28 protein-coding genes are annotated in these 24,514 nt (G+C 61.3%); 18 read left to right on the top strand and 10 right to left on the bottom strand.

Translation table 11 applies throughout. The annotated features are described in order from the left end of the window. Position 1 precedes the first annotated feature (1 nt). The 4 genes from ABWQ00_RS06330 to ABWQ00_RS06315 are packed head-to-tail and all read right to left on the bottom strand — an operon-like array spanning position 2 to position 3,905. Entirely contained in the window at positions 2-952 is a 951-nt protein-coding gene (locus ABWQ00_RS06330) for a branched-chain amino acid transaminase (protein WP_353237835.1), read from the bottom strand. Positions 953-998: 46 nt separating this feature from the next. Further along, the gene (locus ABWQ00_RS06325) at positions 999-1,400 is read right to left on the bottom strand and encodes a glycerate kinase (RefSeq protein WP_353237834.1); all 402 of its coding nucleotides are present in this window, start codon (positions 1,398-1,400) and stop codon (positions 999-1,001) included. 45 nt (positions 1,401-1,445) lie between these two features. Continuing rightward, on the bottom strand, positions 1,446-2,831 hold the full coding sequence (gene radA, locus ABWQ00_RS06320; protein WP_353237833.1) for a DNA repair protein RadA: 1,386 nt from the start codon (positions 2,829-2,831) through the stop codon (positions 1,446-1,448). 30 nt (positions 2,832-2,861) lie between these two features. Then, positions 2,862-3,905, bottom strand: a complete 1,044-nt coding sequence (locus tag ABWQ00_RS06315; RefSeq protein WP_353237832.1) for an NAD(P)H-dependent flavin oxidoreductase — start codon at positions 3,903-3,905, stop codon at positions 2,862-2,864. Between the two features lie 148 nt (positions 3,906-4,053). Between ABWQ00_RS06315 and hpaR the strand changes: the two genes are divergently transcribed. The 13 genes from hpaR to ABWQ00_RS06250 all read left to right on the top strand — a co-directional run bounded on the left by hpaR (position 4,054) and on the right by ABWQ00_RS06250 (position 14,172). Continuing rightward, the gene (gene hpaR, locus ABWQ00_RS06310) at positions 4,054-4,545 is read left to right on the top strand and encodes a homoprotocatechuate degradation operon regulator HpaR (protein WP_353237831.1); all 492 of its coding nucleotides are present in this window, start codon (positions 4,054-4,056) and stop codon (positions 4,543-4,545) included. A 3-nt stretch (positions 4,546-4,548) separates the two neighbouring features. Then, the gene (locus ABWQ00_RS06305) at positions 4,549-5,211 is read left to right on the top strand and encodes a fumarylacetoacetate hydrolase family protein (RefSeq protein ID WP_353237830.1); all 663 of its coding nucleotides are present in this window, start codon (positions 4,549-4,551) and stop codon (positions 5,209-5,211) included. Next, positions 5,208-5,987 carry a fumarylacetoacetate hydrolase family protein gene (locus ABWQ00_RS06300; RefSeq protein ID WP_353237829.1) on the top strand — a complete coding sequence of 260 codons (780 nt, stop codon included), beginning with the start codon at positions 5,208-5,210 and terminating at the stop codon, positions 5,985-5,987. Before ABWQ00_RS06305 ends, ABWQ00_RS06300 begins: the two co-directional genes overlap by 4 nt. 52 nt (positions 5,988-6,039) lie before the next feature. Next, entirely contained in the window at positions 6,040-7,509 is a 1,470-nt protein-coding gene (gene hpaE, locus ABWQ00_RS06295; RefSeq protein ID WP_353237828.1) for a 5-carboxymethyl-2-hydroxymuconate semialdehyde dehydrogenase, read from the top strand. 69 nt (positions 7,510-7,578) lie between these two features. Further along, entirely contained in the window at positions 7,579-7,854 is a 276-nt protein-coding gene (locus ABWQ00_RS06290) for a YlcI/YnfO family protein (RefSeq protein WP_353237827.1), read from the top strand. Further along, on the top strand, positions 7,851-8,246 hold the full coding sequence (locus ABWQ00_RS06285; RefSeq protein WP_353237826.1) for a type II toxin-antitoxin system VapC family toxin: 396 nt from the start codon (positions 7,851-7,853) through the stop codon (positions 8,244-8,246). The genes ABWQ00_RS06290 and ABWQ00_RS06285 overlap by 4 nt, the downstream gene beginning before the upstream one ends. Positions 8,247-8,266: 20 nt before the next feature. Beyond that, complete coding sequence (gene hpaD / locus ABWQ00_RS06280) at positions 8,267-9,193, top strand: 3,4-dihydroxyphenylacetate 2,3-dioxygenase (RefSeq protein ID WP_353237825.1); 927 nt, start codon at positions 8,267-8,269, stop codon at positions 9,191-9,193. A 2-nt stretch (positions 9,194-9,195) separates the two neighbouring features. After that, complete coding sequence (locus tag ABWQ00_RS06275) at positions 9,196-9,627, top strand: 5-carboxymethyl-2-hydroxymuconate isomerase (RefSeq protein ID WP_353237824.1); 432 nt, start codon at positions 9,196-9,198, stop codon at positions 9,625-9,627. A 3-nt stretch (positions 9,628-9,630) separates the two neighbouring features. Next, on the top strand, positions 9,631-10,452 hold the full coding sequence (hpaH, locus tag ABWQ00_RS06270) for a 2-oxo-hept-4-ene-1,7-dioate hydratase (protein WP_502908089.1): 822 nt from the start codon (positions 9,631-9,633) through the stop codon (positions 10,450-10,452). Positions 10,453-10,595: 143 nt separating this feature from the next. Next, a complete protein-coding gene (locus ABWQ00_RS06265) occupies positions 10,596-11,411 on the top strand; it encodes an aldolase/citrate lyase family protein (RefSeq protein WP_353237823.1) in 816 nt (271 codons plus the stop codon). 44 nt (positions 11,412-11,455) lie between these two features. Next, the gene (locus ABWQ00_RS06260) at positions 11,456-12,244 is read left to right on the top strand and encodes a class II aldolase/adducin family protein (RefSeq protein WP_353237822.1); all 789 of its coding nucleotides are present in this window, start codon (positions 11,456-11,458) and stop codon (positions 12,242-12,244) included. Beyond that, positions 12,241-13,224, top strand: a complete 984-nt coding sequence (locus ABWQ00_RS06255; protein WP_353237821.1) for a 2-dehydropantoate 2-reductase — start codon at positions 12,241-12,243, stop codon at positions 13,222-13,224. The genes ABWQ00_RS06260 and ABWQ00_RS06255 overlap by 4 nt, the downstream gene beginning before the upstream one ends. A gap of 33 nt (positions 13,225-13,257) precedes the next feature. Further along, entirely contained in the window at positions 13,258-14,172 is a 915-nt protein-coding gene (locus tag ABWQ00_RS06250) for a DMT family transporter (RefSeq protein WP_353237820.1), read from the top strand. 25 nt (positions 14,173-14,197) lie between these two features. Here the strand turns inward: ABWQ00_RS06250 and ABWQ00_RS06245 are convergent, their stop codons facing one another. Further along, positions 14,198-14,971 (bottom strand): FadR/GntR family transcriptional regulator, encoded by a 774-nt coding sequence (locus tag ABWQ00_RS06245; protein ID WP_353237819.1) that lies wholly within the window; start codon positions 14,969-14,971, stop codon positions 14,198-14,200. A 189-nt stretch (positions 14,972-15,160) separates the two neighbouring features. On the opposite strand from ABWQ00_RS06245, the gene ABWQ00_RS06240 reads away from it, so the two are divergent. From ABWQ00_RS06240 to ABWQ00_RS06230, 3 genes are read left to right on the top strand one after another with little or no spacing between them, the layout of a single operon-like run. Further along, positions 15,161-16,846 carry an FAD-dependent oxidoreductase gene (locus tag ABWQ00_RS06240; RefSeq protein ID WP_353237818.1) on the top strand — a complete coding sequence of 562 codons (1,686 nt, stop codon included), beginning with the start codon at positions 15,161-15,163 and terminating at the stop codon, positions 16,844-16,846. A 30-nt stretch (positions 16,847-16,876) separates the two neighbouring features. Continuing rightward, a complete protein-coding gene (locus tag ABWQ00_RS06235; RefSeq protein WP_353237817.1) occupies positions 16,877-17,107 on the top strand; it encodes a DUF2783 domain-containing protein in 231 nt (76 codons plus the stop codon). 18 nt (positions 17,108-17,125) lie between these two features. Further along, entirely contained in the window at positions 17,126-17,662 is a 537-nt protein-coding gene (locus tag ABWQ00_RS06230) for a VOC family protein (RefSeq protein WP_353237816.1), read from the top strand. A 12-nt stretch (positions 17,663-17,674) separates the two neighbouring features. Here ABWQ00_RS06230 and ABWQ00_RS06225 read toward each other — a convergent pair whose 3' ends face one another. Next, positions 17,675-18,577, bottom strand: coding sequence for a LysR family transcriptional regulator (locus tag ABWQ00_RS06225; RefSeq protein ID WP_353237815.1), 903 nt, complete (start codon positions 18,575-18,577; stop codon positions 17,675-17,677). 103 nt (positions 18,578-18,680) lie between these two features. Here ABWQ00_RS06225 and ABWQ00_RS06220 point away from each other — a divergent pair, with 103 nt between their 5' ends. Next, positions 18,681-19,847 (top strand): mandelate racemase/muconate lactonizing enzyme family protein, encoded by a 1,167-nt coding sequence (locus ABWQ00_RS06220; RefSeq protein WP_353237814.1) that lies wholly within the window; start codon positions 18,681-18,683, stop codon positions 19,845-19,847. 30 nt (positions 19,848-19,877) lie between these two features. On the opposite strand, the gene ABWQ00_RS06215 is transcribed toward ABWQ00_RS06220, so the two are convergent. Genes ABWQ00_RS06215 through metX form a run of 3 tightly spaced genes read right to left on the bottom strand, consistent with a single transcriptional unit; the run spans position 19,878 to position 22,814 of the window. Beyond that, the gene (locus ABWQ00_RS06215; protein WP_353237813.1) at positions 19,878-21,077 is read right to left on the bottom strand and encodes a Bcr/CflA family efflux MFS transporter; all 1,200 of its coding nucleotides are present in this window, start codon (positions 21,075-21,077) and stop codon (positions 19,878-19,880) included. Between the two features lies 1 nt (position 21,078). After that, positions 21,079-21,663 carry a methionine biosynthesis protein MetW gene (gene metW, locus ABWQ00_RS06210; RefSeq protein ID WP_353237812.1) on the bottom strand — a complete coding sequence of 195 codons (585 nt, stop codon included), beginning with the start codon at positions 21,661-21,663 and terminating at the stop codon, positions 21,079-21,081. Further along, positions 21,660-22,814, bottom strand: a complete 1,155-nt coding sequence (gene metX, locus ABWQ00_RS06205; RefSeq protein WP_353237811.1) for a homoserine O-succinyltransferase MetX — start codon at positions 22,812-22,814, stop codon at positions 21,660-21,662. The genes metW and metX overlap by 4 nt, the downstream gene beginning before the upstream one ends. A 191-nt stretch (positions 22,815-23,005) precedes the next feature. Between metX and ABWQ00_RS06200 the strand changes: the two genes are divergently transcribed. Then, positions 23,006-23,821, top strand: coding sequence for a formate/nitrite transporter family protein (locus ABWQ00_RS06200; protein ID WP_353237810.1), 816 nt, complete (start codon positions 23,006-23,008; stop codon positions 23,819-23,821). A gap of 99 nt (positions 23,822-23,920) precedes the next feature. Here the strand turns inward: ABWQ00_RS06200 and ABWQ00_RS06195 are convergent, their stop codons facing one another. Further along, a complete protein-coding gene (locus ABWQ00_RS06195; RefSeq protein ID WP_353237809.1) occupies positions 23,921-24,487 on the bottom strand; it encodes a TMEM165/GDT1 family protein in 567 nt (188 codons plus the stop codon). Between the last annotated feature and the right edge of the window lie 27 nt (positions 24,488-24,514).

Below are 24,514 nucleotides of genomic sequence, written 5' to 3'. Positions count from 1 at the left end.
TTCAAACTTTGGTCAGCCAGTGGGCGTACTTGGGGTTGCGGCCGTTGACGATGTCAAAGAACGCAGTCTGGATTTTTTCGGTGATCGGCCCGCGGCTGCCCACGTAACCTTCCTTGCCCAATTCGATGCGGTCGAGTTCGCGGATCGGCGTGACTTCGGCGGCGGTCCCGGTGAAGAAGGCTTCGTCGGCGATGTACACCTCGTCACGGGTGATGCGCTTTTGCACGATCTCCAGGCCCAAGTCTTTGGCGATGTGGAACACCGTGTTGCGGGTGATGCCGTTCAGGGCGCCGGCCGACAAGTCGGGCGTGTAGATCACGCCGTTCTTGACCACAAAAATATTCTCGCCAGCGCCTTCAGACACAAAGCCCGAGGTGTCCAGTAGCAGGGCCTCGTCATAACCCTCATCGGTCACTTCCATGTTGGCCAAAATGCTGTTGGTGTAGTTGCTCACCGCTTTGGCCTGCGTCATGGTGATGTTGACGTGGTGGCGGGTGTAGCTGCTGGTTTTGACGCGGATGCCGCGCTTCATGCCTTCTTCGCCCAAATAGGCGCCCCAAGTCCATGCGGCCACCATCAGGTGGATGGTGTTGCCCTTGGGGCTGACGCCCAGCTTCTTGTCGCCAATCCAAGTCAGGGGGCGGATGTAGCCCGATTCCAAATTGTTCTCGCGCACCACGGCGCGCTGGGCCTCGTTGACCTGCGCTTGGGTGAATGGGATGTTCATGCGCAAGATCTTGGCGCTGTTGAACAGGCGCTCGGTGTGCTCTTGCAGGCGGAAGATGGCGGTGCCTTGTTCGGTTTTGTAGGCGCGCACGCCTTCGAAAGCGCCGCAGCCGTAGTGCAGGGTGTGGCTCAGCACATGGATCTTGGCGTCGCGCCAATCGACCATCTGGCCATCCATCCAGATTTTGCCGTCACGGTCTGACATGGAGGGAATGACAACGCTCATGGAAGTGTCCTTGGAAAAAGGGGCAATGAAAAAGCAAAAACAGATTTTAAGGGCTGACCTGCTCGGGACGCACAAGTGCCCACTCGGTCAGCTTGCCACCCACAAAAGTGCAGGTGACCACCGAATCACTCGAATCGGTCCAGGTGTAAATCTCAGGTTGGGCGTCTTTTTCGGTCAACAGCTTGCCCAAAGAGCGTGTCATGGCGATCACGTGCATCAAATTGACGCCTTTTTTCAGCTTGGCATTGAGCATGACGGCGCTGGCCACATGGCCGATGGGGCGGTCTGCCGCTTTTTTGAGGATGGTGACCATGCGGGTGAAGTGCAGCAGCACCCACATGACCACGCCGCCCAAGGCCAGTGCAATGCCCGCCCATTGAAAGGCCTGCCAGGCTCCGATGGTGAAAACAACAATGGCCAGAGGCGCGATGATTTTGGTGAAATTCATGGGGGCAGATTGTGCCTTGATTGCCAAGCGGATTCTGATACCGAATCAGTCCAATCCCCGCACCACTTGCATGGCTTCTTCGATCCGATCGACCGGGTAAATCTTCAGGCCTTCAAAAGCTTTGTCGTTTTTCTTGGGGGCATTGGCTTTGGGGACCACCGCCACCTTGAAGCCCAGCTTGGTGGCTTCCTTGAGGCGGTCTTGCCCACGCGGCGCAGGGCGCACTTCGCCGGCCAAACCCACCTCGCCAAAAGCGATGAAACCCTTGGGCAAAGCTTTGCCGCGCAAGCTGCTGGTGATGGCCAGCATGACCGCCAAGTCGGCTGCGGGTTCGCTGATGCGCACGCCGCCCACCGCGTTGACAAACACGTCTTGGTCCATGCAGGCCACGCCCGCGTGGCGGTGCAGCACCGCCAGCAGCATGGCCAGACGGTCGCGGTCCAAGCCCACGCTCAAGCGCCGGGGCGATGGGCCGCCGCTGTCCACCAGGGCTTGAATCTCCACCAGCAGTGGGCGGGTGCCTTCCAGCGTCACCATCACGCAGCTGCCGGGCACCGGCTCGGCATGCTGGCTCAAGAAGATGGCGCTGGGGTTGCTCACGCCCTTGAGACCTTTTTCGGTCATGGCAAAGACGCCAATTTCGTTCACGGCACCAAAGCGGTTTTTGATGGCACGGATCAACCTGAAGTTCGAATGCGTGTCGCCCTCAAAGTACAGCACCGTGTCCACCATGTGCTCCAGCACGCGGGGGCCAGCCAGAGCACCTTCTTTGGTGACATGGCCGACCAGCACGATGGTGGTGCCGGTCGATTTGGCGGTGCGCGTGAGGTGCGCTGCGCATTCGCGCACCTGCGCCACCGAGCCAGGTGCGCTGGTGAGTTGGTCCGAATACACCGTCTGGATCGAGTCGATGATGGCAATGCTTGGTTGGCGTGATTGCAGGGTGTGCAGGATCTTTTCAAGCTGGATTTCTGGCAGCACCGGCACCTGCGAGTCGGGCAGGCCCAGGCGGCGCGAGCGCATGGCCACTTGCGCGCCGCTTTCTTCGCCCGTGACATACAGGGTGTTCATGCCGCTGCGCTGCAGCGCGTCCACCGCCTGCAGCAGCAAGGTCGATTTGCCGATGCCCGGGTCACCGCCGATCAGCACCACGCCGCCTTCGACCATGCCGCCGCCCAGGACCCGGTCGAGCTCGTCGATGCCGGTGGGGTGGCGCTCAAAGTCGGCCGCCTCGATCTGGGCCAGGGGCAGCACTTCGGACGTGGGGGCCAGCGAGGCGTGGACCGAACCAAAGCGGTTTTTGCCCGCAGCAGGTTCGGTCGAGCCCTCGATCAAGGTATTCCAGGCGTTGCAGCTGGGGCATTTGCCCATCCAGCGGGCGCTGGTGCCGCCGCATTCGGTGCAGGTGAATATCGATTTGTCTTTGGCCATGGGGCGATTGTGCCTTCGAGGTCTCGCCTCTCAACGCCAGGCCTTGACCATTTCCCGGGTGATGTCGGCCGCGCTCAGGCTGCGTGCGCTGGCGGCGTTTTGGCCCGACCACAGAGGCGTGAAGTCGCTCAAGCCCTGAGCTTCCGCAGCGGCACGCAAAGGGGCAATGCCAGCCGTGGCCAATGGAAACGCCGGGGCAGCCGGGTTCAACGGCCCCAGTTCGCGCATCAGGCGGTTGACGATGCCGCGCGCTGGGCGGCCACTGAACAAACGGGTCAGGGCTGTGTGCTGCCCCTCAGGCGACTGCAAGGCTGCGCGGTGCAGGGCGCTGGTGGTGGCCTCGTGGCTGCACAAATAAGCTGTGCCGACTTGCACACCCGCTGCGCCCAGCGCTTGGGCCGCAGCCACGCCTTGGGCTGAGCCAATCCCGCCCGCAGCGATCACGGGCAACTGCACCGCCTGAACGATTTGGGGTAACAGCGCGAAGGTGCCCATTTGGGAGCTGAGGTCATCGGTCAAAAACATGCCCCGGTGCCCGCCCGCCTCCAGCCCTTGGGCGATTACGGCGTCTGCGCCATGGGCTTGCAGCCACATTGCTTCTTGCACGGTGGTGGCCGATGACAGCACCCAACTGCCCCAGCCTTTGACGCGGGCCAACAAATCGGGCGCTGGCAGGCCAAAGTGAAAGCTGACCACCGCAGGCCGAAAGGCTTCCAGCACATCGGCGCTGTCGTGGCCAAAGGGCACACGGCCTGCGCCGCTGGGCATGCTGTCAGGGTCCAAGCCCATGTTGCGGTAATAGGGCGATAAAGCCTGTTGCCAAGCAGCTTGCTGCACAGGGTCTGCCGCGGGCGGGGTGTGGCAAAAAAAGTTGACGTTGTAGGGCCGATCGGTCGCACTGCACAAGGCTTGCAGCTCTGACTGCAAGCTTTCCGGGGTGAGCATCGCGGCCGCCAATGATCCCAAGCCGCCAGCCTCGCACACGGCGGCTGTCAATCGGTGGTTTTGCACCCCGGCCATGGGGGCCTGGATCACGGGACCGGCAAGATCAGAAAGCAAATCGGCAAAAGACATGGGAGGCTCATTAAAGGGGCTGCAGAAAAACCAAGCTGCATCTTATGAGATGCGTGCGCGCTGGGCCACACCCGGTGACGGTGGGTCGTGCTCAGTCGGTGTAAACCCTCATCGCTGCCTGGAGGAATTCATTTAACATGTTAAATAAATGGCCACCCAAACTTCTTTTGTCCACCGCAACCTGCCCCGGCTTTTGCTCGAAGCCCGTGAGGCGGTGATGCTGCACACCCGCCCCAGCCTGCGCGAGCATGGCTTGTCGGACCAACAGTGGCGCGTGCTGCGTGTGTTGGGTGAGCATGCGCACGAGCGCGGCGGCGTTGAAACCGGCCGTGTGGCCACCGAGGCTTTTTTGCTGGGCCCCAGCCTCTCCGGCGTTTTGACCCGCATGGAGCGGGACGGCCTGATCGAGCGCCAGCGCTGCCCCCAAGATGCCCGTCGCACCGTCGTTCGTGCCACCGCATTGGGCCTGGCCAAGGTGCACGCCTTGTCGCAAACCATCGAGGCGCATTACAGCTGGATGGCCGAGCATTTGGGGTCATCGCAATTGACCGCTTTGTACGACTTGCTGGACCAGTTGATTGCCCTGGAAGTGCCTGGCGGGCAGCCCCAAAAATCCGATAACGCGACGCCAGAGGAATAAGCGATGCCCACGATCCCCCCAAACCCGATGCCCCATCGGCCTTGGCAACCCCAAGGCACGGTGTATGGCACTTTGCTCAACTTTCGCCGCGAGTGGGACCTGTGGGCCCCGCGCATGACGCAAGACCCGCACAAGGCCGCACCCCAAGCGCCGATTCTTTATGTGAAAAGCGCCAACACCTTCAGCCCTGCCGGGCAAGACCTGCTGCTGCAAGACGGCGTGAGCGAAGTCGACATCGGCGCCACGCTGGGTCTGGTGATCGGTGACGATGGCCAAGTGGCGGGTGCCGCGCTGCTGTGTGACTGGTCGGTGCCGCATGCGAGTTACTACCGCCCGCCGGTCAAGTTCCGTTGCCGCGATGGTTTTCTGGCTTTGCCCCAGCAAGTGACGGTGGGCCAGTTGGCGGATTGGGCCGCGTTGCACATCGCGGTGAGCCGCAATGGCGAGCGGGTGCAAACCGTGGTTTTGCGCGAATTGATGCGCGATCTGCCCACGCTGCTGGCCGATGTGGGCGAATTCATGACGCTGCAAGCCGGCGATGTGTTGATGGTGGGCACCGATGGTCTGGCCGATGGTTCGCGTCCACGCGCCAAAGCCGGAGATCGGGTGGAGATTTCCGCACCCGGCTTCTCGTCAGTGTCTGTGCAAGTGGGAGGTGCCGCATGAAGCACGCACGCATCGCCTGGTCCGGCGCCATCCAGCAAGCCGTCGAGTCCGATGGCCAGCTGCTCATCACTCAAGGCCCGCACAAGGGCCAGCGCGTGGGTTTTGACGACGTGGTCTGGTTGCCGCCGCTTGCACCCGTGCCGCAAGCGCGCACCGTGATCGCGCTGGGGCTGAACTACGCCCACCACGCCAAAGAACTCGCCTTCAAGGCGCCCGAAGAGCCGCTGGCCTTCATGAAGGGCGAGGCCTCGCTGATCGGGCACAAGGCCTTCACCCATCGCCCAACCGACGTGAAGTACATGCACTACGAGTGCGAGTTGGCGGTGGTGATCGGCCGGACCGCGCGTCATGTGAAAAAGGCCGACGCCTACGACTTCGTGGGCGGCTACACCGTGGCCAACGACTACGCGATCCGCGACTATTTGGAAAACTGGTACCGCCCCAACCTGAGGGTGAAAAACCGAGACACCTGCACGCCCATCGGCCCCTGGTTGGTCGATGCCGTCGATGTGCATCAACGTCAAGGTGGGCCCATGGCGCTCAAGTTGCAGACCACCGTCAACGGCCAGATCACACAAAGCGGCAACACCGCCGACATGGTGTTCGACGTGCCCACACTGATTGAATATTTCAGCAGTTTCATGACGCTCAACCCCGGCGACCTGATCCTGACCGGCACGCCCGATGGCATCGTGAACGTGAACCCGGGCGATGTGATCGTCACAGAGATCGAAGGCATCGGGGCGCTCACGAACACCATTGTGGGCAGGCCATGACCCTTGTAGGTCGGCGGCTTGAGCCCCGACAAGACAGAAAGAGAGACACCGTTTGAAAATAGACCACCTCATCCATGGCCAAAAGGTCGCAGGCAGCGACTACTTTGAAACCGTCAACCCCGCCACGCAAGAAGTGCTGGCCGAAGTCGCCTCGGGTGGCGAAGCGGAGGTGAATGCCGCCGTGGCTGCCGCCAAGGCTGCTTTCCCCCAATGGGCCGCCACGCCCGCGACCGAGCGCGCCAAGATCATGCGCAAGCTCGGCGACCTGATCACGCAACACGTGCCCGAGATTGCGGACACCGAAACCCGCGACTGTGGCCAGACCATCAGTCAGACCGGCAAGCAATTGGTGCCACGTGCGGCCGACAACTTCCACTACTTCGCCGAGATGTGCACCCGCGTGGACGGCCACACTTACCCCACGCCCACACACCTGAACTACACCTTGTTCCACCCGGTGGGCGTGTGCGCGCTGATCAGCCCTTGGAACGTGCCCTTCATGACCGCCACCTGGAAGGTCGCGCCGTGCCTGGCGTTTGGCAACACCGCCGTGCTCAAGATGAGCGAACTCTCGCCCATGAGCGCCGCCCTCTTAGGCGAGCTGGCGCTGGAAGCGGGTGTGCCCGCCGGCGTGCTTAACTTGGTGCACGGTTACGGCAAGGAAGCGGGTGAGCCGCTGGTCTCACACCGCGATGTGCGTGCCATCAGTTTCACTGGCTCCACCATCACCGGCAACCGCATCGTGCAAAGCGCGGGATTGAAAAAATTTAGCATGGAACTGGGCGGCAAAAGCCCCTTTGTGATTTTTGAAGATGCCGATCTGGACCGTGCGCTGGACGCCGCCATCTTCATGATTTTCAGCAACAACGGCGAACGTTGCACTGCAGGCAGCCGCATCCTGGTGCAGCAAAGCATCTACGCCGACTTTGCGGCCCAATTTGCCGAGCGTGCCAAACGCATCACCGTGGGCGACCCGCTGGATGAAAAAACCACCGTCGGCCCGATGATCTCCAAAGCCCATTTGGCCAAGGTGCGCGGCTACATCGAACTCGGCCCCAAGGAAGGTGCGACGATGCTGTGCGGCGGTCTGAGCCAGCCCGGCTACGCCGCTGACTTACCCGCGCATGTGAAGAACGGCAATTTCGTTTGGCCCACCGTGTTTGCCGACGTCGACAACCGCATGCGCATTGCGCAAGAAGAAATTTTTGGCCCCGTGGCCTGCCTGATCCCATTCAAGGACGAGAGGGATGCCATTGAAAAAGCCAACGACATTGAATACGGTTTGAGCAGTTACGTCTGGACCGAGAACATCGGCCGCGCCCACCGCGTGGCCGCCGCGGTCGAGGCGGGCATGTGCTTTGTGAACAGCCAGAACGTGCGCGATTTGCGCCAGCCCTTTGGTGGCACCAAGGCCAGCGGCACCGGGCGCGAAGGCGGCACCTGGAGCTACGAAGTGTTTTGCGAGCCCAAAAACGTGGCGGTGTCGCTGGGTGGTCACCACATTCCGCATTGGGGTGTATGACAAATTGCCATCATCTGTCATACTTGATGTCATACATTCATATTGAATGCGTATGACAAGGAGTGAGCCATGTTGTCTGTCCGCCTGCCCGAAACCGTTGAACGTGAACTGACCCAGTACTGCGCTGCGCGCAAGCTGAGCAAGTCATACGTCGTGCAAGAAGCCCTTGCCGAGTATTTGGTGGCGGCCAAAACGCCATCCAGCCCGCGCGCTGCGCCCGAGCCCGACTTGTCTTTTCTCGCGCCGGACGACCCGATTCGGCAGTTCATTGGCATCGTGAAGGATGGCCCCAGCACAGACGAATGGATGGCCATTACCCGCGGCGAGGACTGGAACAAGCCATGATCTTGGTCGACACCAACGTCTTGCTCGACATCTACAAGGCCGACCCGATCTGGATGCCCTGGTCTTTGCAGCAACTGCGCAGCGCCAAATCCGGAGAACTGGGCACCAACATGGTGGTCTATGCCGAGCTGGCTGGGCACCCGGGAGAGCCTGCGCATCTGGATACTTTTCTGGACACACTGGGTATCCGCCTGGCAGATCTGTCGCGTCCTGCAGCCAGGCTGGCTGGGCAAGCTTTTCGCCAGTACCGCCGACAAGGTGGCACCAAAACCGGCGTACTGCCCGACTTTTTCATTGGTGCGCATGCACAAGCCGAGGGCTTTCAATTGCTCACCCGCGATGCAGGGCGCTACCGCAGTTACTTTCCAGGCATTGCCCTGATCTGCCCCTAAACGTCACTACAGGACACCCCATGGGCCAACTTGCACTCGCCGCCAAAATCACCCACGTGCCCAGCATGTATTTGAGTGAGATCCCCGGCCCGCGTTTTGGCACGCGGCAAAGCGCCATCGATGGCCACCAGGAAATCAGCCGCCGCTGCCGCGCCATGGGGGTGGATACGCTGGTCGTGTTTGACACGCACTGGCTGGTCAATGCCAGCTACCACATCAACTGCGCGCCGCATTACAAAGGCGTCTACACCAGCAACGAGCTGCCGCACTTCATCAGCAACATGGCCTTTGAGTCACCCGGCAACCCGGCGTTGGGCCACTTGTTGGCCCAGGTGGCCAATGAGTTCGGTGTGGAAACCCTGGCCCACGACGCCACCACCTTGCAGCCTGAATACGGCACGCTGGTGCCGCTGCGCTACATGAACGCCGACCAGCACTTCAAGGTGGTTTCGGTCTCGGCGCTGTGCACCTCGCACTATTTGGCCGACAGCGCCCGCCTGGGCTGGGCCATGCGCCAGGCGGTTGAAAAACACTACGATGGCAATGTGGCGTTTCTCGCCAGCGGCTCGCTCTCACACCGCTTTGCACAAAACGGTCTTGCCCCTGAGTTTGCCCACAAGATCTGGAGTCCGTTTTTGGAGCAGCTCGACAAACAGGTGCTGCAGATGTGGGGCAACCGCGAATGGAAAGCCTTTTGCGAAATGCTGCCCGAGTACGCGAGCAAAGGCCACGGTGAAGGCTTCATGCACGACACGGCCATGCTGATGGGCGCTTTGGGTTGGACTGATTACGACGGCGCGGTGGACATGGTGACTCCGTATTTCGGCGCCAGTGGCACAGGCCAGCTCAACGCCATTTTCGAAGTGACGCCGCAAAAGGGCGAGCACATCCCCGCAGCCGTGGCCAGCAGCGCCGCAGGCTACACCGCTGTGAGCACGAGGTTGTAACCATGCCCCATTTAGTCATTCTCTACACCGGCCAGCTTGACCACGAGGTCAGCATGACCGCGCTGTGCCGCCAGCTGGCCGACGCCATGCTCACCGTCAAAGACGAAGACGCCAAGCAAGTCTTTCCCACAGGCGGCACGCGTGTGCTGGCCTACCCCGCGCCGCACTATGCGGTGGCCGATGGCGGCGCGGCGGGCAAGGCGGCGGGCGGCACGGGCGACTACGCCTTTGTGTACCTGAATGTGCGCATGGGCCGGGGCCGAAGCGAGGCCACGCAGCAAAGTGCAGGGCAAATATTGCTCGAAGTGGTCAAGGCCTTTTTTGCCCCTGTGATGGCCCAGCGCCATATCGGCATCACGCTGCAGATCGACGAAGGCCCCGAAGTGTTTGACGCCAAGCACAGCAACCTCCATCCCCTGTTCAACAAGGCTTGATCCATGTCCGTGTTCACCGAAGGCCAAATCCAGCAGCTCGCGCACGAGCTCAACCAGTCCGAAAAATCCCGCGTGCAGATCGAGCACTTTTCCAAGCGCTTTCCGGGCATGACGATCGAAGACGGTTACCGCATCAACCGCGCCTGGATGCAGCTCAAGTTGGCCGAAGGGCGCTCGATGATTGGCCACAAGATTGGGCTGACCAGCCGCGCCATGCAGGTGTCCAGCCAGATCGATGAGCCCGACTACGGCACGCTGCTGGACGACATGGTGTACACCTGCACGCCTGAACAGGTATTGGACATTCCCTTCACCGATTTCATCGCCCCACGTGTCGAGGTGGAGTTGGCTTTCATCCTCAAAAAAGAACTGCGCGGCCCGAACGTGACGGTGCAACAAGTACTGGAGGCCACCGAGTATGTGACCCCAGCGATTGAGATCATCGATTCGCGCATCGAGCAGTTCGATCGCCACACCAAGGTGATGCGCAAGGTGTACGACACCATCAGCGACAACGCGGCGAATGCCGGCATCGTGCTCGGGGCCAAGCGCGTGGACCCGTTGACCACCGACCTGCCTTGGTGCGGTGCGGTGCTGCGCCAAAACGGCGTGGTCGAAGAAACCGGCTTGGCGGCGGGCGTACAAGGACACCCGGCTGTGGGTATCGCCTGGCTGGCCAACAAACTCGCGCCTTGGGGTGAATACTTGCAGGCGGGAGAAATTGTGTTGGCCGGTTCGTTCACCAAACCGGCTTTGGCCAAAGTGGGCGATGTATTTGAAGCGGATTACGGGCCGTTGGGCAAACTGGAATTCAGATTCACTTAACACCAGGGCGTTTTGAATGTCCACGCTGAGCGGGTCCGGCTGGCCTGGTTGGGCGATGTGGCAAAGCGAAGCGCCTCTGAGCCCGGCCAGGCCAGCCGGATACGCTCAGCATCCCGGTCGAAGGCTTTACCTTAGGAAACTCCATGAACACCCCTGTGAACCTTTTCAAACAAGCCCTGCAAAACAAACGCCCCCAAATCGGCCTGTGGATGGGGCTGGCCAGCGCCTACACCGCGGAAATCTGCGCTCTGGCTGGTTTTGACTGGCTGGTGATCGACGGCGAACACGCGCCCAACGACTTGCGCAGCATCCAGGCGCAGCTGCAGACCCTGGCCGCTTACCCCGCCAGCAACGCGGTGTGCCGTGTGCCCGTTGGCGAGACGGCGCTGATCAAGCAATACCTCGATTTGGGCACGCAAAACATCCTGGTGCCCATGGTGGACACGGCCGAGCAAGCAGCGCAGCTGGTGCAGGCCATGCGCTATCCGCAAGACGACGGGCAGGGCGGCGTGCGCGGCATGGCGGGGGCGCGGGCTTCGCGCTGGGGCCACTACCCGGATTACTTCAAGCGCGCTAACCAAGAAGTCTGCTTGCTGGTGCAAGTTGAATCACGCGAAGCGCTGAAGAACCTGGATGCGATTGCCGCCACGCCCGGTGTGGACGGTGTCTTCATCGGCCCGGCCGATTTGTCGGCCAGCATGGGTCATGTGGGCAATGCCGCGCACCCCGAAGTGCAGGCCGCCATTGAGGACGCCATCGCCCGCATCCTGAAGGCAGGCAAGGCGCCTGGCATCCTCTCGCCCGACCGCCAACTGGCTGCGCATTACCTGTCGCTGGGCGCGCTCTTCGTCGCCGTGGGCCTGGACACCCAACTCTTGATGCGCCACACCACCGAATTGGCAGTGCATTTCAAATCAGCCACCTCTGTTGCCGCACCCACCAAAGGCGCGACTTATTAATTGGTTAATTGGGGTTAGATCCCAATTAAATGAAGGAGACCACGATGTTCCCATCCCCCCAACCGGTGGTGCCCTCGCTGCAAGCGCGGGTGCACCCCGACGAATGGCAAGCGCGATTGCAGCTGGCGGCCAGTTACCGCGTGTTTGCCCTGCTGGGCTGGACCGAGATGATCTACAACCACATCACGCTGCGCCTGCCCGACAGCGTGACGGGGGGCGAGAAACACTTTTTGATCAACCCCTTTGGCCTGCACTACAGTGAGGTCACGGCCAGCAACCTGGTCAAGATCGACGTGCAAGGGCGTGTGCTGGATGGCTCGCCTTACCCTGTCAACCCGGCGGGCTTCACCGTGCATGCTGCTGTACACGAAGGCCTGGCCGGGGCGCATTGCGTGATGCACACCCACACCACGGCAGGGGTGGCCGTGGCCTGTGTGCAAGGCGGTTTGCAGCAGACCAATTTTTACAGCGCCCAGCTGCACAACATGGTGGCTTACCACGACTTTGAAGGCATCACCATCCATGCCGAAGAAGCGCCGCGACTGCTGCGCAGCATCGGTAACAAGCAAGCCGTCATCTTGCGCAACCACGGCCTGCTGGCTTGGGGACATACCTTGCCGCAAACCTTTGCGGTGCTCTGGACTTTGCAGCGCGCCTGCGAAATCCAGTTGGCCACCCTGAGCATGGGCCAGCCCATTGCGGTGCCCGAAGCCGTTGCCAACCAATGCACCCGAGACGCCCTGCAGTTCAACCCGAACCATGGCGCGGGTGAGGACGTGTTTCAATCGCTGGTGCGCCAAGTCGACCGGCAAGACAAAGGGTGGCGCGCATGAAAGTCTGTATCTACGGCGCTGGCGCCATCGGTGGCTGGCTGGGGGTGCATTTGGCGCGCCAAGGCTGCACGCTCAGCGCGGTGGCACGCGGGGCCACCTTGGAGGCTTTGCAGCAAGTGGGCTTGGTGTTGCGCCAAGGCGATCAGGAGATGGTGGTCTCCTTGAAAGCCCGCGCCGATGCGGCCGATCTGGGTGTGCAAGACCTGGTGATCGTGGCCGTGAAGGCTCCCGCCATGGCCGATGTGGCCCGGCGCATCGGGCCACTCATCGGCCCCAACACGGTGGTACTCACAGCCATGAACGGCGTGCCCTGGTGGTTTTTGCAAGGTTTTGGCGGGCCCTTGTCGGGCACCACCTTGCAATCGGTGGACCCGTCCGGCGTGATTGCTCAGCACATCCCGGCCGACCGCGTGATTGGCTGTGTGGTGCATGCCAGCAGCTCGGTCGACATGCCCGGCGTGATCCGTCACCATTTTGGCAACGGCTTGATCTTGGGCGAACCCAGTGGGACCGATACTCCGCGCCTGCGCGAGCTGGTGGCGCTCTTGGGGCAAGCCGGTTTCAACGCCACCGCATCGGCACAAATCCAGAAAGACGTTTGGTACAAGCTCTGGGGCAACATGACCGTCAACCCCATCAGCGCTTTCACCGGGGCCACCACCGATGTGATCCTGGACGATCCGCTGGTGTGCGGTTTTGTGTCGAGCGTCATGCTCGAAGCCAAGGCCATTGGCGAGCACATCGGCATCCCGATCGCGCAAACACCGGAAGACCGCCACGCTGTCACGCGCAAGCTCGGGGCCTTTCGCACCTCGATGCTGCAAGACGTGGACGCGGGCAAACCGGTCGAACTGGATGCATTGGTCTCGGCTGTGCGCGAGCTGGGCGGCTTGACCGGTGTGGCCACGCCCTTCACCGACGCCCTGCTGGGCTTGAGTCGTCTGCATGCGCGGGGCTTGGGGCTTTATCCCCAACCGTGATCACGGCAGACCGACCACAAAGGCCTTGAACTCATGCGCAACCCAGCCTCATCCCGATTGACAGGGGCCGCCTTTGCTACCTTGTTGTTGACTGCCTTCATGATGGGCGCCAACCATGTGGCGGCCCGAACCGCGTTCAACCATGGTTTGGATGTGGTGACGGCGGTCACGGTGCGAAGTCTCCTCACCGCTGGCGTGGTGGCTTTGATTTTGTGGCACCAAAAGGTAGCCTTCAGCGTGCTGCCGCAACAGCGCAAATACCTGGCAGCCGTCGGAGTGCTGATCGCGGTGCAAAGCGTGTGCCTTTACTCGGCGGTGGCGCGTTTGCCGGTGGCGCTGGCTTTGCTGGCTTTCAACACCTACCCACTGACCACCGCTTTGTGGGCCCGAATTTTGTACGGCCACAAGCCTGAACGCGCCCTCTTATGGGCCATGCCGGTGATGATGCTCGGATTGGCCTTGGCATTGGATGTGCTGGGCGCGGCGTCTGGCTTGGGTGCTGCGCGGCATTGGGGTGAAATTGGCGCGGGTGTGGGCTTTGCTTTGATCGCGTCGGTGACTTTTGGTTTGGCCTTGGTGTTGACGCAGCACGAAACGGTGGGTGTAGACGGGCGCTTGCGCACCTTCACTTCGCTGGCCACCGTGGGTGTTCTGGCCGCCTTGGTGGCCAGCACGCATGGTGGATTTCAGTGGCCTCAGGCCGAACCGGGTTGGTGGGGCTTGGCCTGGTTGACTTTCTTGTACGGCACGGCCTTCACCATCATGTTCACCGTGCTGCCCAAGTTGGGTGTGGTGGGCAACTCGGCCATCATGAATGTCGAACCCATCTTTGCGTTGGTGCTGGCCTGGGGCTTGCTGGGTCAGGCGATTGCTCCGATGCAATTGGTGGGTGCGGCCGTGGTGGTGTCCACGGTGATGTGGCTGGGTTTGCGCAAGCCCAAGCCTTGAGCCTGGCTGCGGCTGAGTTCACGCTTCAACTGCCCAGACCCTTGACCAAGGGCTGTGCCAATCGCGTGCCTTCTTGCTCCCAAAACGAAGGATCGGCTTGCTGTATGCGGCCTATGGCGTTGCCCATGTGCACCGCTGCAGCTTGCCTCGCTTGGTCGGCGTTGCCGGCCACAATGGCCGACAAGATGGCCTGGTGTTCAGCCTGCACCTCGGCCGCAAAGTCGAGCCTGCGCGCTTCGTTGGCCCGTGTCACTTGGGTGGCGCCATGGAGGAATTGGCTCAGGTACTGCAGTGTCTGGACCAAAAAGGGGTTGCGTGTGGCCTGCGCAATCGCTCTGTGAAAGTTCACGTCTTCGGCCACCCCATTGCCACCGGCCAAGACGGCCTCATTCAGAGCTATGACCGCTTGCTCAATGTCAAGAATGTCCTGGGAGTTCCGACGTAGTGCGGCCAAAGCGGCCACCTCGGCCTCTAGGGCACGGCGCACCTCCACCATCTGGATCACCGCATCTTGCGAAGCGGCATGCTGAGCTTCGAAATGCAAAGCGGGAAGGGGCAATTCCTGTTTGACAAACACCCCACTGCCTTGGCGCGAATCCACCAAGCCCACCGACTTGAGTCGAGACACCGCCTCTCGGACCACGGTGCGGCTGACCCGAAACTGTTCGGCCAAATTGGCTTCTGTGGGCAACTTGGCGCCCGGTGTCAATCGACCCTGCTCGATCTCGGCCATCAGTTGTGCGGCCACTTGGTCGGAAAGACGTGCGCCGCTGGAGACGGGGGTGAAATGTAGGCTCATGGACTTGTCATACAAAAAACAAGCTCCAGCATACAGAGCTTCACCGCGCGGCGCTGTCCATCCAGCGCCATGGGGCGTTTCCATGGTCCCTACAAACCCAAAAAATTACGTTTAGGTAAACTGATTTAACAATGGTAAATTACGACTTGGCACTGCCAGGTGCTTTTTGACCCTTCTGGAGTTCGTCACATGGGTGCTTACGTCAACCCGATTTATCCCTACAAGTCACCAGCCGACCTGATGGCCACGCCTCCGCTGCGCAAACCATTGATCGTCATTGGCGCAGGGCCGGTGGGTCTGGCCGCCGCCATCGATGCCCGCTTGCAGGGTCTGGACGTCCTGGTGCTCGATGACGACAAGACCGTCTCGGTCGGCTCGCGTGCGGTTTGTTATGCCAAGCGCTCGCTCGAAATTCTGGACCGCCTGGGCATAGCCGATCAGGCCTGCGGCTTGGGCGTGAGCTGGAACATCGGGCGCACTTTTTTGGAAGAAGACGAGGTCTACCAGTTCAACCTGGTGCCCGATGCGGGCCACAAGCGCCCCGGCATGATCAACCTGCAGCAGTACCACGTTGAGGAGATGCTGATTGCACGCGCTCTCGAACTGGGTGCCGACATCCGCTGGCAACACAAGGTGACTGCGGTCTCGCCGCACGACGACCACGCCACGCTCACGGTGGAAACACCCGAAGGCACGTTCGACATCGAGGCCGACTGGCTGGTGGTGGCCGATGGCGCACGCAGCCCGGTCCGACGCCACCTGGGTCTGGACATCGAAGGCCGCGTGTTCCAAGACCGCTTCTTGATCGCCGACGTGATCATGAAAGCCGACTACCCCGCCGAGCGCTGGTTCTGGTTTGACCCGCCGTTTCACCCCAACCAGAGCGTGCTGCTGCACAAGCAAAGCAACAACGTCTGGCGCATTGACTTTCAGCTCGGTTGGGACGCCGACCCTGAGGAAGAAAAGAAGCCCGAAAAAGTCATCCCGCGCCTGAAGGCCATGCTGGGCGACGAGCGGCCGTTTGAGCTGGAGTGGGTCAGCATCTACACTTTTCAGTGTCGGCGCATGACCGATTTCCGCCACGGCTGCGTGCTGTTTGCAGGCGACGCGGCGCACCAGGTCTCACCCTTTGGCGCGCGCGGGGCCAATTCGGGCTTTCAGGACGCGGACGATTTGATGTGGAAGCTGGGTTTGGTGATCAAGGGCCACGCCAGCGAGAAGTTGCTCGACACTTACGCGATGGACCGCCAGTTTGCCGCCGACGAAAACATCATGAACTCGACCCGCTCGACCGACTTCATCACGCCCAAGAGCCGCACGAGCAAAACATTCCGCAACCAGGTGTTGGCGCTGGCCAAGCATTACCCCTTTGCACGCAAGCTGGTCAATTCAGGTCGCCTGTCGGTGCCATCCTTCCTGACCGGTTCGATGCTCAACACGCCCGATGAAGATGCGTTTGAGGGCAATATGGTGCCCGGCGCACCGATGGACGACGCGCCTGTGCAAGTGAACGGTCTGGACGCCTGGCTGCTGGACCAAGTGGGCAAAGGTTTTCAAGTGATGTTGTTTGCCGATGCCCAGCCTTCGCCCGATGTGCTGGCGCAACTCGGATTCTGTAGGAGCGCACCCCTGTGCGCGAATGGGTCCGTCCAAGTCACCCCCCTCATCGTCGCATCCAGCCCCCTCAACATCCCTGGCATCACCGTCATCGTCGACGCCCAAGGCCTGATGGCCAAGCGCTACAACGCCACATCCGGGACCACCTACTTGCTGCGCCCCGACCAGCATGTGGCGGCCCGCTGGCGCACGCTGGACGCTGCCAAGTTGCAAGCCGCCCTGGCCCGCGCCATCGGTGCCCACATCGGCACGGCCTGAACCGCACCCAAGACTGAGATGAGCAAGGACATGCACACCGCCCTCAAAACCGACCCCAACTTCCATGAAGCCGGTCGCCGGTTCTTCCGTGACTTTTCACCGGGCGACGAGTTTTACGAGCACCTGATCGACGCCCACAACGGCCTGAGCGACGAACAAAGCGAAGCGCTCAACGCCCGACTGATTTTGCTGCTGGCCAACCACATTGGCGATTTGCGCGTGTTGCGCGAAGCGTTGCAGGCCGCGCGCCAATCCGATTGAGCCCTCTTGGAGAACCCCATGAAAATCGACCGCATCCACCATGCCGCTTACCGCTGCAAAGACGCCAAAGCCACGGTTGAGTGGTACGTGAAAAACCTGAACATGGATTTCGTGCTGGCCATTGCTGAAGACCTGGTGCCTTCGACCAAAGCCCCCGACCCCTACATGCATGTGTTTCTGGATGCAGGTGGCGGCAACGTGCTGGCTTTTTTTGAACTCCCCAACTCACCCGAAATGGGGCGCGACACCAATACCCCTGAGTGGGTGCAGCACATCGCTTTCAAGGTGGACAGCCTGCAAGCCCTGGAAGAGGCCAAGGTCCGGCTGCAAGCCAACGGCGTGGACGTGTTGGGTCCTACCAACCACACCATCTTCAAGAGCATTTACTTCTTCGATCCCAACGGCCACCGCCTGGAACTGGCCGCCGACGTGGGCACGCCCGAGATGTATGCCAAGCTCGACGCATGCAAATGGGACATGCTCAATGAATGGTCGCAAACCAAACGTGCGCCCAAACACGCGGCTTGGATGCACGAGCCCGAGCTCCACAGCTGAAGCCCTGCGCGTTCACCTTTTTGATTCGGCGGCGCTCCACAAGGCCAGTGGCGCTTGACCGGTCATGTTTTTCTCGCGGTAGAGGCGTATGTCAAGCGGCACGTTCCATTCGCCCTGGCAGGCGCTGACCAGCCTGCCCGCGGCCAGATCTTCCTCGACCAGGGTCTTGGGGAGCCACGCCAGGCCCCTGCCGTCGAGCGCCATGGTGCGCAGAACCGAAGCCAAATGGGCCTTGAACACCACTTGGGTCGGCACCGCTTTGAGTCGCTTGCCCAGGACAGCCTCAAAAATTCGGCCCAGTCCCGATTCATCGGTGTAGCCCAGTACCGAAGTGGGTGACTTGTTGTCAGCTGCTAGGGCATGAAGCGGCTGCCCCCTGTCGTTGGGCCGAGACACGGCCATCAATTCATCCGACCCGATCTTCAGGGTCCCGTAGTTGTCGGTATCCAGTGCGCTGGGTGCGCGGGGGTGCGCATGGGTCAGCACAAAGTGCACTTTGCCTTGCTGCATCAGGATTTCGCAGCGCGACAACACATCTGACAACAACTCCACCCGCTCCATGGCGAACGATGATTCGATTTGGCGCAACCAGCGGGGCAAGAAAACAAAGGAAAGGCCGTGGGTGCTCGCCATCCGGAGGGTGACCGCCTGTGTTTCCGCGACCTGCTTGGCCTCGTCCGGCAGTCGGGCGATTTGGCCCACCAGGTTTTCCGCCACGCCTTTGAACCATTCGCCAGCGGCTGTCAAACGGGCGGGTTGGGAGCTGCGGTCCACCAGGTCGGTACCGATCCACTCTTCAAGCGAACGTATCCTTCTGCTGAAGGCCGGTTGAGAGCTGCACCTGTCTTCGGCGGCACGCGAAAAATGGCCGGTTTGGGCCAGGGCCAAAAAGTCTTCCAGCCAAATGAAATTCATGTGTGGTTCGTCCAGTGCATGGCGCTAGCCAAAACGAGCATTGGCTTTCCTGATTCCCTCGCGGCAACATCACCCCATCTTCAATCCCCACACGAGTCATGACATGAAAATTGTTGAAATCCGCGAAAGAACCCTTCCCATCAGTTCCTCGATCAGGAACGCTTACATCGACTTTAGCAAAATGAACCTCAGCCTGGTGGCGGTGGTCACCGATGTGATCCGCGACGGCAAACCGGTGATTGGGTATGGCTTCAACTCCAATGGTCGCTATGGCCAAGGCACGCTGATGCGTGAGCGGTTCATCCCGCGCATCCTGGAAGCCGCCCCCGCCTCTTTGGTGGACGAAACAGGGAACAACCTGTGCCCGCACAAAATTTGGCAAACCATGTTCACCAACGAAAAGCCAGGGGGCCATGGCGAGCGTTCGGTGGCGATTGGCACCATCGACATGGCCATCTGGGATGCGGTGGCCAAGATCGAAGGCAAGCCACTGTTCCAGCTGTTGGCCGACCGGTACGGCGATGGCCAGCCCAACCGTAAGATTTTTGTGTACGCCGCAGGCGGCTACTACCACCCGGGCCAAGACCATCGCAAGCTGCAAGACGAAATGCGCAGCTACCTGGACCGTGGCTACAGCGTGGTGAAAAAGAAAATCGGTGGCGCTTCTCTGGACGAAGACCTGCGCCGCATCGATGCGGTCATGGAAGTGCTGCAAGATGGCCAAAAATTGTGCGTGGATGCCAATGGGCGCTTTGACCTGGACACCGCGATCCAGTACGCCAAAGCCCTGTCGCAGTACGACCTGTTTTGGTACGAAGAGGCGGGCGATCCGCTGGACTTCGAGTTGCAAGCCACCCTGCGCAATTACTACCAGAACCCCATGGCCACTGGCGAGAACTTGTTCTCCATGCAGGACGCCCGCAACCTGATCCGTTATGGCGGCATGCGCCCCGACCGCGATTACCTGCAATTTGACTGCGCCTTGAGTTATGGCCTGGTGGAATACCTGCGCACGCTGGACATGCTCAAGGAACACGGCTGGTCGGCCAGTCGCTGCGTGCCGCATGGCGGCCACCAGATGTCCTTGAACATCGCGGCAGGCCTGGGTCTGGGGGGCAACGAGTCTTACCCCGACCTGTTCCAGCCTTTTGGCGGTTTCCCTGACGGCGTCAAGGTCGAGAACAGCTTTGTCACCTTACCCGACTTGCCGGGCATTGGCTTTGAAGGCAAGGCCGACCTGTACCGCGAAATGAAGGCCTTGGCGTCTTGAACCGAGGGGCCAACTGTCTGGTGCTTGAGCTCAGCGTTGGCGCAGCGCCCACTGGGCGGCAACGGCCAGCAGCGTGAAGGCCAACATCATCCAGCCCAAATTGACGGCACCCTCGTGCGGCACCAGTCCCACCAAATAGCCGCCCGTGGCGCCGGTCAGTTGCTGCATCAGGCCGGCTACCGCAGCGGCCGATCCGGCCAGCGCAGGCAACACGCTGACAGTGCCCGCCAGCGCAGGTGGGTTGATCAGGCCATGGCCCAGACCCAGCAAAAGCAGTGGCAGCGCAACGGCCAGCGCGGTTTGTACGCCAGCCAAGGCCAGTGCCAGCATGATCAGCAAACCCGCCACCGTGAGGGTTTGGCCCCAGGCCATGACCCGCGATTCCCCCATCTGTTGGATGAGGCGCGAGGTCATGAAGTTGCCCGCAATATATGAAATCGGCACGGCCATGATGAACCAGCCAATGCCGTCTGGGCCGATGCCGTAGCCCTTGAGCACAATGGGCGCGCCCGCAAGGAAGGCATAAAACGTGGCGGTGGTGGCGGCGAGGATGGCGACGTAGAGCAAAAAGCGCGGCTCGCGCAGCAAGCGGGCATAGGCGCTGAGCATGGCGCGCAGCCAATGGCCATCCGCTGGCGCAGGTTTGGCGACACGCGGTAAACCCCACCAAGCGGTCGCCAGCAGCACCGCTGCCAACAACGCCAGCAACACAAAGTTGAACTGCCATCCCCAGCGGACATGCACCTGTCCACCGATCAGTGTGGCCAGAGGCGGGCACATGCCCAGCGCCATGCCAATGTAGGCCATGACCCGCGTGCGCTGCGCACCGGTGAACAGGTCTTGCACCATGGAACGACCGACCACCATGCTGGCGGCGCTGCCCGCGCCTTGCAGCACGCGGGCTGCGGTGAGTGTGGCGATGTCGGTGGCCAGCGCAGCCATGACCGAGGCCAGCCCCGCCACCACCAGACCGATCATCAAGATCGGCTTGCGCCCACGGCGGTCCGACAAGGGGCCGTACACCAGTTGCAAGGCTCCGTAGGCCACCACATAGCCGCTGAAAGTCAGCTGCACATCGGCTTGGCGGGTGTCAAAAATAGCGCCCCATTCCTGCATGGAGGGCAGGCACAAGGTCATGGCCAAAAGGCCAAATGAAATTTGCGCCAACAGGTTGGCAATCAGCCAAGGGCTGTGACCGGCCTGGCTTGGGTTGCCCGGCGCAGCACGCATCTCAGCTGCGCTGCAGTTTGTAAACCGCTGTACCCGCCATCAGGTTGGGCAGGGTGCGCACTTCTTGGCCGCGCTGCAGGCCAAAGGCGTCCACCACCTGCAAATGGTTTTTACGCGCCAGGTCGCCGAAGTCGGCGTAGGTACCCACGCGGATGTTGGGCGTGTCGTACCACTGGTAGGGCAGACGCTTGGTCACCGGCATGCGGCCTTGCAGCACGCTCAGGCGGTTGAACCAGTGCGCAAAGTTGGGAAAGGCCACGATGCCCACCCGGCCTACGCGCACCGTCTCTTGCAGCATGGTCTCGGCGTTGCGCAGGTGTTGCAGGGTGTCGATTTGCAGCACCACGTCAAACGACTGGTCGGCAAACAAGCTCAGGCCTTCGTCCAGGTTCAGCTGCAGCACGTTCACGCCGCGCTGCACGCAGGCGTGCACATTGGCATCGTCCAGCTCTACCCCATAGCCGGTGCAGCCTTTGTGTTGCTGCAGGTGCGCCAGCAGGGCACCATCGCCGCAGCCCAAATCAAGCACGCGCGCGCCTTGCGGCACCAGCCGTGCGATGGCTTGGATTATCAAAGCATCACTCATGCGGCACCGCCTTCGTGCAAAGACTGGGCCATGTTGGCAAAGTAAGAACGCACCACGTTCATGTAACGTGCATCGTCCAGCAAAAAGGCGTCGTGTCCGTGCGGTGCGTCGATTTCGGCGTAGCTCACGTCGCGGTGGTTGTCGAGCAAGGCCTTGACCATTTCGCGGCTGCGGGCGGGCGAGAAACGCCAGTCGGTGCTGAAGCTGACCAGCAAAAATTTGCAGCTGGCGCGGGCCAGCGCTTTGGACAGGTCACCATCAAAGGCGCGGGCCGGATCAAAGTAATCGAGCGCCCGGGTGATCAGCAAATAGGTGTTGGCGTCAAAGTACTCGCTGAACTTGTCGCCCTGGTAACGCAGATAGCTTTCGATTTGGAACTCCACGTCTTGCGTGGAATATTTGTAACCGGTGGCGGTGTGCGTCACGGCTTCGCGCAGCTCGCGGCCAAATTTTTCGTTCATCACGTCGTCGCTCAAATACGTGATGTGGCCGATCATGCGGGCGATGCGCAGGCCGCGCTTGGGCACCACGCCCTGTGCGTAAAAGTGGCCGTCGTTGAAATCCGGGTCGGCCACGATGGCGCGACGCGCCACTTCGTTGAAGGCGATGTTTTCGGCGTTCAGGTTGGGCGCGCTGGCCACCACCACCGCGTGTTTCACGCGCTCGGGGTATTGCAGCGTCCAAGACAGCGCCTGCATGCCACCCAAGCTGCCACCCATCACGGCGGCCAACTGTTCAATGCCCAAAGCGTCGAGCAAGCGGGCCTGAGCGTTGACCCAGTCTTCCACCGTCACCACCGGAAAGTCCGCGCCGTAAACGCGACCGGTGTCGGGGTTCACATGCATCGGGCCGGTGGAGCCAAAGCAAGAGCCCAGGTTGTTCACGCCAATCACAAAGAACTGGTCGGTGTCGAGGGATTTGCCGGGGCCGATCATGTTGTCCCACCAGCCCAGGTTTTTGGGTTGGTCGGCATAGACCCCTGCCACATGGTGCGAGGCATTGAGCGCGTGGCAAATCAGCACCGCGTTGGATTTGTCAGCGTTGAGCGTGCCATAGGTCTCGTAGCTCAATGAATAGCCACGGATGGACGCACCGCTTTGCAAAGGCAAAGGGGCTTCAAACAGCATGCTTTGGGATTGGGCAATCAGCATCGAATGTGTTCAGGTGTGCAAAAAAACAAAACCCGGCTTCGCAGTCAGCTGGGCCGGGTGTCTGTGAGTTGAAACACACGCCATTTAGCTGAATTTCGAAACCATCCTGGTTTCGGCGCCCGCAATCGGGTTCAAATCGGCGCATGTCGCAAGTATAAGTCGAAGCGATTTCACCCTGGTCAGGAGCCCCTATGTCAGATCTTGATGGCTCGGACGCCTACAGCCCCGTTGAAATTGCCCGCCGTGTCGAGGCTGTGGGCGAGGCCAAGGCCCGCATGGCGGCGCTGCCGCTGGCCTTGCTGGGTGTGCTGGCCGGGGCCTTCATTGGTCTGGGGGCCATGCTGTTTGTGCTGGTCAAGTCCGACCCCACTTTGGGCTTTGCAGCCAGCGCATTGCTGGGCGGGCTGGTGTTTTCTTTGGGCTTGTTCATGGTGGTGGTGGCCGGGGCAGAGCTTTTCACCGGCAACAACCTGATCGTGATGGCCTGGGCCGACGGCCGGGTCAGCACAGCGCAGGTGCTGCGCAACTGGGCCATTGTGTGCTTGGCGAACTTCGTGGGGGCCGCAGGACTGGCGTTGCTGGTGTGGGCCAGTGGCCATGCCAGCCTGAACGGCGGCGCGATTGGCCAGAAGGTGGTGCAGATCGCGGTGGCCAAGCAAGAGTTGCCCTTTGTCACCGCCTTGCTGCGCGGCTTGCTGTGCAATGTGCTGGTGTGCATGGCGGTTTGGATGGCCATGGGCGGACGCAGCTTGGTGGACAAGGCGCTGGCCGTGGTGTTCCCGGTCATGGCGTTTGTGGCGGCGGGGTTTGAGCACAGCATTGCCAACATGTACCTGATGCCGCTGGCCATGCTGCTGCAGCACGGTGGCCTGACGGGTGACACCGCCGTCACATGGAGCGGGATCTTGAGCAACTTGCTGCCCGTGATTTTGGGCAATGTGCTGGGCGGCGCGGTTTTGGTGGCCGGGGTTTACCACGTCATTTACAAACGCCAGCCGCCCACTTAAACGCCATCGTGCACAGGGTGCGCTCCTACAAGGGATCGCACTGCCTGTTTGTAGGAGCCCACCCCGTGGGCGATTGGGTGTGGCACGCGCCAGCGTTATTTAAGTGCCCCAGCCTGACAGCGCGATCACGCCGAGCACGGCAAAAATGCCTGCCGAGATCAGGTGCACCAAGCGCAGCGGTACCCGCTTGGTGATGGCGTCACCGAACCACACCACGGGCGCGTTGGCCAGCATCATGCCCAGCGTGGTGCCCGTCACCACCGCGAACCAAGCGTTGTATTGGGCAGCCAGCATCACGGTGGCAATTTGGGTCTTGTCGCCCATTTCGGCCAAAAAGAAAACCACCACGGTGGTCAGGAACACACCCATGCGCGGGGCGCTGTCGCCTTCTTCGTCGTCCAGTTTGTCCGGAATCAGCATCCACACGGCCATGGCGATGAAGGACGCGCCCAGCACCCAGCGCAGCACATCCGGCCCCATCACGGTGGTGACCCAGCTGCCCACGGCGCCAGCCAAGCCATGGTTGGCCAAGGTGGCCACCAAAATGCCCAGCACGATCGGCCAGGGCTTGCGAAAGCGGGCGGCCAACACCAAAGAGAGCAATTGGGTTTTGTCGCCCATTTCAGCCAAAGCGACGATGCCGGTGGAGACGAGGAATGCTTCCATGAAAAACCGGGTTGGTGTCCGTTGAGT

This window comes from Limnohabitans sp. (genome assembly GCF_040400975.1).
Classification (GTDB): Bacteria; Pseudomonadota; Gammaproteobacteria; order Burkholderiales; family Burkholderiaceae_C; genus Limnohabitans_A.
This window is presented reverse-complemented; position numbering and strand designations above follow the sequence as displayed.

Bases quoted from the DNA above. Each gene is read 5' to 3' on its own strand.
- ABWQ00_RS06330 (WP_353237835.1), bottom strand. From the start codon at position 952: ATGAGCGTTGTCATTCCCTCCATGTCAGACCGTGACGGCAAAATCTGG.
- ABWQ00_RS06325 (WP_353237834.1), bottom strand. From the start codon at position 1,400: ATGAATTTCACCAAAATCATCGCGCCTCTGGCCATTGTTGTTTTCACC.
- radA (WP_353237833.1), bottom strand. From the start codon at position 2,831: ATGGCCAAAGACAAATCGATATTCACCTGCACCGAATGCGGCGGCACC.
- ABWQ00_RS06315 (WP_353237832.1), bottom strand. From the start codon at position 3,905: ATGTCTTTTGCCGATTTGCTTTCTGATCTTGCCGGTCCCGTGATCCAG.
- hpaR (WP_353237831.1), top strand. From the start codon at position 4,054: ATGGCCACCCAAACTTCTTTTGTCCACCGCAACCTGCCCCGGCTTTTG.
- ABWQ00_RS06305 (WP_353237830.1), top strand. From the start codon at position 4,549: ATGCCCACGATCCCCCCAAACCCGATGCCCCATCGGCCTTGGCAACCC.
- ABWQ00_RS06300 (WP_353237829.1), top strand. From the start codon at position 5,208: ATGAAGCACGCACGCATCGCCTGGTCCGGCGCCATCCAGCAAGCCGTC.
- ABWQ00_RS06290 (WP_353237827.1), top strand. From the start codon at position 7,579: ATGTTGTCTGTCCGCCTGCCCGAAACCGTTGAACGTGAACTGACCCAG.
- ABWQ00_RS06285 (WP_353237826.1), top strand. From the start codon at position 7,851: ATGATCTTGGTCGACACCAACGTCTTGCTCGACATCTACAAGGCCGAC.
- hpaD (WP_353237825.1), top strand. From the start codon at position 8,267: ATGGGCCAACTTGCACTCGCCGCCAAAATCACCCACGTGCCCAGCATG.
- ABWQ00_RS06275 (WP_353237824.1), top strand. From the start codon at position 9,196: ATGCCCCATTTAGTCATTCTCTACACCGGCCAGCTTGACCACGAGGTC.
- hpaH (WP_502908089.1), top strand. From the start codon at position 9,631: ATGTCCGTGTTCACCGAAGGCCAAATCCAGCAGCTCGCGCACGAGCTC.
- ABWQ00_RS06265 (WP_353237823.1), top strand. From the start codon at position 10,596: ATGAACACCCCTGTGAACCTTTTCAAACAAGCCCTGCAAAACAAACGC.
- ABWQ00_RS06260 (WP_353237822.1), top strand. From the start codon at position 11,456: ATGTTCCCATCCCCCCAACCGGTGGTGCCCTCGCTGCAAGCGCGGGTG.
- ABWQ00_RS06255 (WP_353237821.1), top strand. From the start codon at position 12,241: ATGAAAGTCTGTATCTACGGCGCTGGCGCCATCGGTGGCTGGCTGGGG.
- ABWQ00_RS06250 (WP_353237820.1), top strand. From the start codon at position 13,258: ATGCGCAACCCAGCCTCATCCCGATTGACAGGGGCCGCCTTTGCTACC.
- ABWQ00_RS06245 (WP_353237819.1), bottom strand. From the start codon at position 14,971: ATGAGCCTACATTTCACCCCCGTCTCCAGCGGCGCACGTCTTTCCGAC.
- ABWQ00_RS06240 (WP_353237818.1), top strand. From the start codon at position 15,161: ATGGGTGCTTACGTCAACCCGATTTATCCCTACAAGTCACCAGCCGAC.
- ABWQ00_RS06235 (WP_353237817.1), top strand. From the start codon at position 16,877: ATGCACACCGCCCTCAAAACCGACCCCAACTTCCATGAAGCCGGTCGC.
- ABWQ00_RS06230 (WP_353237816.1), top strand. From the start codon at position 17,126: ATGAAAATCGACCGCATCCACCATGCCGCTTACCGCTGCAAAGACGCC.
- ABWQ00_RS06225 (WP_353237815.1), bottom strand. From the start codon at position 18,577: ATGAATTTCATTTGGCTGGAAGACTTTTTGGCCCTGGCCCAAACCGGC.
- ABWQ00_RS06220 (WP_353237814.1), top strand. From the start codon at position 18,681: ATGAAAATTGTTGAAATCCGCGAAAGAACCCTTCCCATCAGTTCCTCG.
- ABWQ00_RS06215 (WP_353237813.1), bottom strand. From the start codon at position 21,077: ATGCGTGCTGCGCCGGGCAACCCAAGCCAGGCCGGTCACAGCCCTTGG.
- metW (WP_353237812.1), bottom strand. From the start codon at position 21,663: ATGAGTGATGCTTTGATAATCCAAGCCATCGCACGGCTGGTGCCGCAA.
- metX (WP_353237811.1), bottom strand. From the start codon at position 22,814: ATGCTGATTGCCCAATCCCAAAGCATGCTGTTTGAAGCCCCTTTGCCT.
- ABWQ00_RS06200 (WP_353237810.1), top strand. From the start codon at position 23,006: ATGTCAGATCTTGATGGCTCGGACGCCTACAGCCCCGTTGAAATTGCC.
- ABWQ00_RS06195 (WP_353237809.1), bottom strand. From the start codon at position 24,487: ATGGAAGCATTCCTCGTCTCCACCGGCATCGTCGCTTTGGCTGAAATG.